General features: G+C 55.2%; 6 protein-coding genes. 3 read left to right on the top strand and 3 right to left on the bottom strand.

Features of this window, described 5'->3' with window-relative positions; genetic code table 11:
* Nucleotides 1-117: 117 nt before the first annotated feature.
* Nucleotides 118-1,440, top strand: a complete 1,323-nt coding sequence (locus ACF8AM_RS11890; RefSeq protein WP_392555840.1) for a sulfatase — start codon at nucleotides 118-120, stop codon at nucleotides 1,438-1,440.
* Between the two features lie 201 nt (nucleotides 1,441-1,641).
* On the top strand, nucleotides 1,642-1,836 hold the full coding sequence (locus tag ACF8AM_RS11885; protein WP_392555839.1) for a hypothetical protein: 195 nt from the start codon (nucleotides 1,642-1,644) through the stop codon (nucleotides 1,834-1,836).
* An 87-nt stretch (nucleotides 1,837-1,923) separates the two neighbouring features.
* On the opposite strand, the gene ACF8AM_RS11880 is transcribed toward ACF8AM_RS11885, so the two are convergent.
* The 3 genes from ACF8AM_RS11880 to ACF8AM_RS11870 all read right to left on the bottom strand — a co-directional run bounded on the left by ACF8AM_RS11880 (nucleotide 1,924) and on the right by ACF8AM_RS11870 (nucleotide 7,530).
* Entirely contained in the window at nucleotides 1,924-3,156 is a 1,233-nt protein-coding gene (locus ACF8AM_RS11880) for a DUF1559 domain-containing protein (protein WP_392555838.1), read from the bottom strand.
* A 280-nt stretch (nucleotides 3,157-3,436) separates the two neighbouring features.
* Nucleotides 3,437-4,909 carry a DUF1501 domain-containing protein gene (locus tag ACF8AM_RS11875; RefSeq protein ID WP_392555837.1) on the bottom strand — a complete coding sequence of 491 codons (1,473 nt, stop codon included), beginning with the start codon at nucleotides 4,907-4,909 and terminating at the stop codon, nucleotides 3,437-3,439.
* Between the two features lie 5 nt (nucleotides 4,910-4,914).
* Nucleotides 4,915-7,530, bottom strand: a complete 2,616-nt coding sequence (locus ACF8AM_RS11870; RefSeq protein WP_392555836.1) for a DUF1553 domain-containing protein — start codon at nucleotides 7,528-7,530, stop codon at nucleotides 4,915-4,917.
* A 509-nt stretch (nucleotides 7,531-8,039) separates the two neighbouring features.
* Here ACF8AM_RS11870 and ACF8AM_RS11865 point away from each other — a divergent pair.
* Entirely contained in the window at nucleotides 8,040-10,073 is a 2,034-nt protein-coding gene (locus ACF8AM_RS11865) for a hypothetical protein (RefSeq protein ID WP_392555835.1), read from the top strand.
* Nucleotides 10,074-10,241 lie beyond the last annotated feature (168 nt).

The following is a 10,241-nucleotide window of genomic DNA, read 5'->3' as shown; positions in this document are numbered from 1 at the left end:
AGACTCGCCTACGTGAGGTTCTACCCGACCATTCCTGCCGACCTGCTTAAGAACCTCCCCACCCCGATCGAGTTACGATCGAATTTCACTGCACCTGAGATGACTGAACTGAAAAGCATGAACAGTTTCCGATGGTCCGCCGTTGTCGCGTGTGTTGTTTTGATCGCTGGAGTCTGCCCGACGGACCAAACGCAGGCCAAACAACCCAACGTCGTGTTCCTGTTGAGTGACGATCAATCGTGGACCGACTATGGGTTCATGGGGCATCCGCATCTCCAAACACCCAACATCGACCAATTGGCGAAGTCGGGGCTAGTTTATGAGCGAGGTTATGTCACGGCGCCGCTTTGCCGGCCTTCCCTGGCAAGTCTTGCAACCGGTTTGTACCCGCATCAGACCGGAATTCGCGGGAACGATCCCGTGATGCCGACCGGTCAAAATCGCAGAAAGAACTTGCAACTGTTCGCATCGCTGCGAAAGCAAATGACCGCGCCGTTGCACCAGCAGCCCTCGTTCATTCGGTCGCTCAAGGAAAACGGCTACGCGACTTTGCAAACCGGAAAATGGTGGGAAGAAAATCCACTGGATCATGGCTTCACCGATGCGATGACCCATGGTGACGTTTCGCGCGGCGGACGCCACGGAGATGTCGGTCTGCAAGTTGGACGAACCACGATGAAGCCGGTGTACGACTTCGTCGATTCCGCTGTCGAGGACGAAAAGCCATTCTTCATCTGGTACGGAGTCTTCCTGCCACATGCACCGCACAACGCCCCCGACCGTTTGTTCAACAAGTACAAAGACCTCGCTCCCAATGAACCTACCGCTCGTTACTGGGCCAATGTCGAGTGGCTGGACGAAGGTTGCGGACAAATCATTCAGTATTTGAAAGACAAGGGGCTCTACGAGAACACGATTTTTGTCTACACCTGCGACAACGGTTGGGTTCAAGACCCCAACAAGATGAACGCGAGCATTCGTTCCAAGCGTGAGCCCGTGGAAGCGGGGATCCGAACGCCGATCATCATTACGCACGCGGGGGCCGTGAGGCCGCTGCGAGATTCATCCACGCTTGCCAGCAACATTGATGTCGCTCCCACCATTTTGAAAGCCTGCGGAATTGAACCTCCCGAGGAAATGCCCGGATTGGATTTGCGTGATCCCGAGGCACTGCGTCAGCGAAACCGAATCTTCGTGGACGTCTACGACCACGACAGTGACCTGGACCAACTGGATCAGATCGACAATGGCTTGCAGGCCCGAGTTGTGATCGATGGATGGGACAAGCTGATAATCCGCCCTAGCGGAAAAGAGCTTTACGACCTTCAGAAAGACCCGGATGATCGAAACGATCTCGCTGCACAGGACCCTAATAAAGTCCAACGCCTGTCCAACATCATCGACGAATGGCTCGAAAGCACGCCGCCCATCGCGAATTGATCTCTGCCTGCGATTTCCAAGGTGGTCGATCATGCATCGCCCCTAATTCATTCCCCGCCCCGAGAATGTGACGTTTCGCTTTCGTTGTTTCAATAATAAGAGTTCGCAGGGATGCATCCTGATGTTAGGATTCAAGCGATCAACCATCCCCTTTTCATGAAACCTTTGGTTTGACAATTCGCTTTTCCGCAGAGTAATAAGATGAAGTTGAGTGTTAAGAAAGCCAGTTGCCTGGTACTGATGATGAGTTGCTTGGGGTGCAGCGAGGCACAGCCAGTCAATGTAAAAGACAGCGCAGATGAACAAAGCATCGAAGAGTACAAGGAAATGGTCGCGGCCGAAGAAGCTGCGAACGCTGGCTCGGAAAAGAACGGAATGAAACCACCCAAAGAGTGAGCCGGACAATCATCTCGCCGTGATACGAAAAACGCCCCATCAGCAATTGCTGGCGGGGCGTTTTCTTTTGCGTGTCGATCAGGAGGATCAGAATTCGCCGTCGATCACTTCGCGTGACGCACGTGTTCCCAAAGCTCCCCACAAACCATAAGGGCTTTCCGCCCCGGGAGCGTTATTGAACGCTGCGGTTCCCCATTGGTAGACCATGCGGTTCGTTTGATTGCCGGCTTCGATCGAATCGGTAACAAACTTGACCGCACCGTCACCCATTAGGATGTGAGCACCACCTTGGTGACGACTGGAAACCGACATCAGGTTATTGCGGTTGACGGCACCAGCGGAACAAATCTCTGAGTTTGGCGGCCGAACCGTATGCACCATTGAGAACACGGGGTTGAAGCTGGCCCAACGATACCCACGTCCCGAGGTCGCTCCGACAACCGGAGCTTCCGGACGCCAAAATTGAGGGCGTTGGGGATCCAGGTGTTGCTCACACCAGTTTGGCGTCACGACGATGGTCCAGTGGTTGTTGTTGGTGCTGTATGTCCCACCGGCAGTCAAGCTGGTTCGAGCGTCCTTGTCCCCCAGATCCGTGGTCAGTTCGCCCATCGCAACGGTGTTGGACAATCCATCCAGCACATCACGAAACTGAGTCGACTTGTGAACGATGAACATGCCACGATGAGCGGCATTGGTTCGTTGGGAAGTGGCCGAGGTGGCTGCATAAGGCAAGACCGAAGAATTGTTCCTCACATACACGAATCCATCACGCATGTAGTCAGTCGAGTCTCCTAGGTTGGCGGCGTAGTTCGTTCGCCCCAATGAAGGCAGCCCCTTGCCAGGATCGCTGGGGCAACGCAGTGTTGGGATGTCGGTCGCCCAGGGAACGTAGTCGATGTTTTCCGGAGTTGGCCCCATGGCGGGAAAATCAATCGTGCCGTCTTTGTCAAAGTCATTCGGATTGGCAATCAACTCCCAAAGTCCCTGTTGCTCGACAAATGGCATCAGGCCGACCAGCATGCTCAATCGCATGTTGTTGCCGGTCGTTGTGTTGACCCAAGGGTGAGTGGCAACGGTGGGATGAGTTCCGCCACCGTGCATGGGTAGCTTGTTGTAGGCGGAATGGTAGTTGTGCAGGGCCAAGCCGAGTTGCTTGAAGTTGTTGCTGCAGCTCATCCGGCGAGCGGCTTCGCGTGTGGCCTGGACAGCGGGCAACAGCAAGCCGACCAAAACCCCGATGATGGCGATGACCACGAGGAGCTCAACCAGCGTGAACCCCACGCGAGTCCTATGGCGTGGATGTTGGGACAAGGATTCCATTGAAGTTTCTCAAGAGTGCGATAAGAAAACGGTGATGCCAATCTCGCTCAAAATGGCAGCGAGAAAATTGTCACCGAGATCTATTCCTGAGAATGTTCGCACGATTTGCGAAAATTCGACTGAATTGAAGAGTTTTCCCCAAAATCAATGGATGCCATCACCCTTCCACGAGACCGAGCAGCATTCTGATACCGCATTTCGGCAGATATCCGCATGGCATACCTCTCCCGAAACGATGTTTTGGAGAGGTCGGCTTTCCCAGAGAAGCCTTCGAATCGCCTCAGGCAACGATCTCTTTGACCACACGAGCGGGTTCCACTCCGGTCAATTTTTGTTCCAGCCCTTGGAACGGGAACGTGAGCCGTTTGTGGTCGACGCCCAGCAAATGAAGCATCGTGGCGTGCAGGTCGCGAACATGAACCGGGTCGGCAACGACGTTGTAGCTGAACTCATCTGTCGCACCATGTCGTATCCCGCCTTTGACGCCTCCACCGGCTAACAACGCGGTGAAGCACCTGGGATGGTGATCGCGACCGTAGGTGTCCATGTTCAGTTTGCCTTGGCCGTAAACCGTTCGGCCGAATTCACCAGCGAAAACAACCAGCGTGTCTTCGAGCAACCCACGTTGCTCGAGATCTTTAAGCAAGGCTGTCGTTGGTTGGTCGACATCTTGGCACTGGCCGGGCAAGTTCGCCGGCAACTTCGAATGGTGATCCCACCCGCGATGGAATAACTGAATGAAGCGAACGTCGCGTTCCGCCATCCGGCGGGCCAGCAAACAGTTGCGGGCATAAGAACCCGGGTTGTTCACTTCTTCGCCGTACATCGCCAGTGTTTCGGGCGACTCGTCGGAGATGTCCGTCAGTTCGGGGACCGACGTTTGCATTCGAAACGCCATCTCTTGTTGAGCGATGGTCGTTTCGATTTCGGGGTCGCCGATCTCACCAAAGTGCTTGCGGTTGAGGTCGCCAAGCGAATCGAGCATGCGCCGACGAATCGCTGGATCGATGCCGCTGGGGTTGGAAAGAAACAGGACCGGATCGCCCGAAGTTTGAAAGCTGGTGCCCTGGTGCTTGGACGGCAGAAACCCGCTTCCCCAAAGGCGCGAGTACAACGCTTGCACGTTGACCTTGCCGCTCCAGTAAGCCGATGGCATCACGATGTAGTCCGGCAGATCCTTGTTCAGCGTTCCCAATCCGTAGCTCAACCAGGATCCCATGCTTGGTTTGCCCGGCAGCTCCGTTCCAGTGCAGAACGCGGTTTTCCCCGGATCGTGATTGATCGATTCAGTGTGCATCGAATCGATGAAACACAGTTTGTCAACTTGGGTCGACAGGTGCGGCAACAGATCGCTCATCCACATGCCGCTCTCGCCTTGCTGAGAAAAACCAAAGCGACTGGGAACGATCAATTGTTCTTTGCCACGTGTCATGGCGGTCACGCGTTGGCCTTGGCTGACCGACGGAGGCAACGGTTGATTGAACTGTTTGGCCAGTTCCGGTTTGTAATCGAACAAGTCGATTTGGCTGGGGGCGCCCGCCATGAACAAAAAGATCACGCGTTGTGCTTTGGGAGCAAAGTGGCAACCCGTCGGGATATCGGATGGTGCACCGGACGCGGCGCTGGGGGCCGCGGCGTTTGCGAGCTTTGGTCCCAAGACCAGCGATGCGAGCGCTGAAGTCCCCAATCCCATTCCGGCATTGGCCAAGAACCGACGACGATTTTCGTTTGTCGAGCTGATGTGGTTATGCATGCCGATCAATCTTTTGTCTTGGTGATATCGAGGTTGTAGAGCGTGTTACACAGCACCGTCCAAGCGGCGAGTTCGACCTTGTCCTGAGGCGCGTCGATGGACACTCCCTCGCACAAATCGTCGACCAGTTGGGGCGAACTGGTGTATTCGTCACGCAGATCGTTCAGCAACGTTTGCAAAACGTCGACCTCTTTCGAATCCGGAAGTTTGGACGTGACAGTTTCATAGGCGAACACGATTTGGTTCTCAGCAGGTTCCGCCAGAACCAATTGAGCCAATTGCCGGGCGGCCCGAAGGTATTCGCTTTCGTTGAGCAGCAACAAAGCCTGCGTCGGCGTGTTGGTTCTTTCGCGGCGTGCGATGCAAGCGTCGCGATTGGGTGCGTTGAGGATTGTCATTTGCGGCGGCGGCATCGCACGTTTCCAAAACGTGTAGATGCTGCGGCGATAGATCGATTCGCCCTGGTCGGGACGGAAACGTTCACCCGTCATCGAGACCGCTTTCCACAACCCATCCGGCTGGGGTGGTTTGACACTTGGGCCGTGCATTCGCGTGGACAACAGCCCGCTCGAAAACAAGATCTGATCGCGGATCATTTCGGCATCCAACCGATAGCGTGGGCCACGACTGAGCAGACGATTTTCCGCGTCCTCTTGGAACTCTTCCGGAGTGGCTCGCGAAGATTGGCGGTACGTTTTGCTCATCACGATTCGCTTGAGCAACGCCTTGACGTCCCACCCGGACTCGACAAACGATACCGCCAATTCATCTAGCAATTCAGGATGGCTGGGGACCTCCCCTTGGTTGCCAAAATCCTCGGACGTCTTGACGAGCCCGACGCCGAAAAAGAGTTGCCAGAAACGGTTCACCGCCACGCGAGCGGTCAGCGGGTTTTCAGGAGACACCATCCAATTGGCTAGATCCATGCGGGACGGTGTTTCAGATTGGGTCTTCAGCGGCGGAAGAAAACCGGGGACGCCACGTTGGACTTCTTCCCCGGGCGCGTCGTACTGACCGCGAATCAGAACGAATGTCTTTCGGACCTCATCGCGTTCCTTCATCACCATCGCTTTTTCGACTGCACGCTCGACGGCGTCTCTTTGACGCTGCGATTTCGCCTGACGCTTCTGCAACTTCTCCAACGACGCCCGCGTCTGATCAAGTTCGTTCTGAAGAGCCTCTTTCAAAGCGTCCCACGCTCGATCTGTATTCGAGCGAGCCAAGTCCTCAGGTGGAATGGTTTCCGCCTCCTCGACTTTCGCCAACTCATCGTCTGAAACTTCCTCCTTGGGCTCAATCTCTTTGACTTGCTGAAGCTGCTTGGTGACCTGGTTCATACGCTCGCTGCGAGGAGCAATTTGCTGCTTGAGGCTTGCCAATTCCGTCTCCAGTCGATCCAGTTCGGCTTGCTGGGATTCGGTGGGGAATCGCACGAAAGGCTCTTGGAAACCATCCACCACTTTTCGCGGATTGGTTTCGGGTTCGGCATCGATGTTGTTGAAAAACGCGTACAGCGAGAAGAAATCTTTCTGAGTGATCGGATCAAACTTGTGGTCGTGACACTGGGCGCACTGAACCGTCAGTCCCATGAACGCGGTGCCGACGGCGGTGACGCGATCGAGCACATTCTTGACGTGGCTTTCCTCCGGCAATGCCGTCCCGCGATCGATGATCAAGTGCAATCGATTGAATCCGGACGCGATGAGTTGGTCTTTCGTCGGCTGAGGGTGCAAATCGCCGGCGATCTGATCTCGAACAAACTCATCGTACGGAAGGTTTTCGTTGAAAGAACGAATCACCCAATCGCGATAGGCGACGTGGTTGCGATAGAAGTCCTTGTGCATTCCGTTCGTGTCAGCGAAACGCACCAAATCCAGCCAGTGACGGGCGATGTGTTCGCCGAACTGAGGACGCGAAAGCAGGTCGTCGATCAGTTCCTCCCAAGCCAATTCGGGTGAGCGAGCGTAGGCCGATTCGAATTCGCGGATTGCTTCACGACTGGGAGGCAACCCCGTCAAATCAAAGGTGACTCGCCGCAACAGAGTTCTCGCGTCGGCTTCTTCGGAGGGGCGACGCTGCTGCGACTCCAACTTTCGAAGCACAAACTGATCGACCGTTTGTGCACTCCAATCCGCGTTTTTGGCCACCGGTGGTTGTGGTTGTTCTGGGACTCGGAAAGCCCAGAAGTCTTCATAAACAGCACCGCTTTCGATCCATCGCCGAATCAATTCCGTTTCTTCTTCGTTGAACGGCTTCAAGTGTGAATCCGGTGGCGGCATCAACATCGATTCGTCATCGGCAGTGATCCGGTGCCAAACTTCACTGTCCTCAACCGAGTGAGGTTCGATCGCGTATCCAATCGCCCCCTCATCTCCATCGGGTTGGTCCAGTCGTAAACCACCCTCTCGCGAACCAGCATCTGGACCGTGACAAGCAAAGCATCGGTTCGAAAGCAACGGCCGGATGTCGCGACTGAACGAAACCGATGACTCGTCCGCGATGGAAACCGATTCGGCATTCTCTGCCTCCCGATCGACATCCTCAGCATGTGAGCGAAGTGGCGCGAGCGAACCAAAAAACGTTGTGCAAAGGGCGGTGGCCAGAATCAAGACGGGCGGCATGCACGTCTCGCGGGCGAACCGATTTGGGAGAGAACCCCGTTGAAATGGCATAGGTGTTGATCAGCGTTCAGCGGCAGGGTGGTAGGCGGGATTCGATCAGTGTAGATCGAACGGGATCATTTGACAGCACAGCGGCAAGTCTCGATGGAGTCCGTGTTCGCATGTTGCCTCTGTATACTTCCCAACTGACCCTTTCTTTTTTGCGATCAATTTTCTACTTCGCGTCAGTTCCTGAATTTTCCCGTTGGTTTCATCAGAAATAACGCAACAGATCACCCCCATGTCGGGATGGTAGTGCCGAGTATCAGCCGTTGCTCATCGTTTTTATTAATGACTGGCTGATCGCATTTTTTGGGTCAACGCATTTTCGGCACTGTGATTCCTCGGTACCCACCTGACGAGACTTGGTACCCACCTGACGAGACTTGCGTACCCACCTGATCAGAATGGCCTGCAAGCAATGGCCATCTACACTCCCCTTCCCCAACGAACGATACAAAGACCACTCCATGGATCGACGTGAATTTGCCGGAATGACCTCGCTCGGCATCCTTGGCGGACTGGTAAGTGCGAACAAGTTGCTGGGGACGCGTCCCCTCTCGGCGAGTGGCCCCGATTCTGCGTCGCAGAATGCTGCGTCACCGAACCGATTGCCCGAGCAGGAACATTCGGATCTGCGATCGCTGGCAAAGTCTTTGCTGGTGGATTGGTGCGATGGCATGATCCGCCGCCAAACCGTTGCACCTGATGATCCGTCCGCGCACGGTGCTCTCCAATGTGACTCCTGCAGTCACATCCACGGTCGATGCAGCGATGCCTTGTACCCGTTTCTTTGCTTGGCTCATGCGACCGGCCAACAGAAGTACTTGGACGCGGCACGGAATGTGTACGCGTGGGCGGAAAACAACGTCAGTCGAGAAGATGGTAGCTGGACCAACGATATCAACCCTCGTTCTTGGCGTGGGACCACCATCTTTGGCGCGATCGCGTTGGCCGAAGCACTGCACTACCACGGTGAAGTCCTAGATGCCGACGAAAAGCGTGCCTGGGAACAACGCTTGGACGAAGCAGCCGGAGGGTACTTGTTCAGCGACTTTCGAAAAATTGATTTCACGAATCTGAATTACGGCATGACGGCCGTCTACGGCTTTCATTTGTTCGGCCGCGTATTGAACAATGCCAAGTACACCGAACGCAGCCAGCAGCTCGCGGTCCGAGTCAAAGAGTTTTTTACCGAACCGAACAAGTTGCTCTGGGGAGAGGGAAAGCCCAACGACATTCGCAGCAGCCGTGGACTGCTGCCGGTTGATCTTGGCTACAACGTCGAAGAGTCCCTCAATGGCTTGGTGCTGTACGCCTTGGAAGTCGGTGATGAATCGCTGCTGGATTTGTTGACTCAGTCGATGAATGGGCACCTGGAATTCATGCTGCCCGATGGTGCCTGGGACAACAGTTGGGGAACTCGTTCAGCCAAATGGTCTTATTGGGGCAGTCGAACCGCGGATGGATGCCAACCCGCGTTCGCATTGATGGCTGATCGCAATCCAGCATTCGAAACCGCCGCGATCAAAAATGCGGAACTGCTGAAACGATGCACGGCAGACGGCCTGCTGCATGGCGGTCCTCACTACGTCTCTCACGGGGTCAAACCCTGCATCCACCACACCTTCGCACACGCCAAAGCGATGGCTTTGGTGCTGGACAAGACGCAACCGACGGCGACGAAACACGAACTGAAACCGTTGCCTCGAGTCACGTCAGATGGTGTCAAGCACTTCACAGAGCTGGATGTATGGTTGGCAGCAAAAGGCCCATGGCGAGCAACCGTGTCGGCGTATGACTCCATCTACAAAACCAAATCGGTCGATCACATCCAGCAACCCACTGGCGGCTCGCTCGCGGTCCTTCATCACGCCCAAGTCGGCACGTTGCTGGCATCCAGCATGGCTCGTTACATCCAAGTCGAACCGCTGAATCAACAACCGCAACCCGAGGAGGACTTCCCGCTGACGACTCGATTGGAACGACGCAACGAAGCGGGATGGTTTACGAATCTGTACGACCTCAAAGCCAACGTGACCTCCAACGCGACTGATGACCAAGTCCGATTCGACGTCACAACGACGTTGCAGGACGAAGACCGGCAGATCGACGACGAGTCAAATTCCCAGTGCCAGTTGAGCTATCGCATTGAACGAGAACGCGTGCTGATCACGGCCTCACCAGCCCAATCCGATCGCCAAGCAAACGCGTTTGCTTTGATCGTTCCCATCGTTTCACCGACTGGCGAAACGGTCCAAAGAGTATCCAAGAACCAGATCGAGATCGAAAAGCCGGAGGGCACAGTCGTCTGCAAGTGCAATGTGCCGTTTGCAATTCACGGTGGTGCCCAGTCCAGTGATGCCCAGTCCAGTGGTGCCCAGTCCAGTGGTGCTTCGTCGCGTGTTTTCAACATGGTGCCTGGAATGGAAGCGGTGCCTCTGGTTGTGGAGTATCCTGGCGGAAACGTCAGCGAAATCCAGTTTGAGATTTCGGTTTCGTAGACTCGACTTCCATTCTTTGCCTTTCAGTGGTTCCATGCAAATTCTTGTTCGTGCGTTGACTGTCTTGACACTGGTTGCCTTCGCAACAGGAATTCACTGCCAAGCCAAAGATGCAGCGACACCGCCGGCTGAGATAGTCCAGCCCGCGGAAGCCAGCCCTTTTGCTGA

Origin of the sequence: Rhodopirellula sp. JB055 (assembly GCF_043100905.1) — a bacterium.
Classification (GTDB): Bacteria; Planctomycetota; Planctomycetia; order Pirellulales; family Pirellulaceae; genus Rhodopirellula.
The sequence above is the reverse complement of the archived record's forward strand: the minus strand, read 5'-3'. Positions and strand labels throughout refer to the sequence as shown.

Coding starts and splice junctions, on each gene's coding strand:
- ACF8AM_RS11880 (WP_392555838.1), bottom strand. CDS start 3,156: ATGGAATCCTTGTCCCAACATCCACGCCATAGGACTCGCGTGGGGTTC.
- ACF8AM_RS11875 (WP_392555837.1), bottom strand. CDS start 4,909: ATGCATAACCACATCAGCTCGACAAACGAAAATCGTCGTCGGTTCTTG.
- ACF8AM_RS11870 (WP_392555836.1), bottom strand. CDS start 7,530: ATGCCGCCCGTCTTGATTCTGGCCACCGCCCTTTGCACAACGTTTTTT.
- ACF8AM_RS11890 (WP_392555840.1), top strand. CDS start 118: ATGAACAGTTTCCGATGGTCCGCCGTTGTCGCGTGTGTTGTTTTGATC.
- ACF8AM_RS11865 (WP_392555835.1), top strand. CDS start 8,040: ATGGATCGACGTGAATTTGCCGGAATGACCTCGCTCGGCATCCTTGGC.
- ACF8AM_RS11885 (WP_392555839.1), top strand. CDS start 1,642: ATGAAGTTGAGTGTTAAGAAAGCCAGTTGCCTGGTACTGATGATGAGT.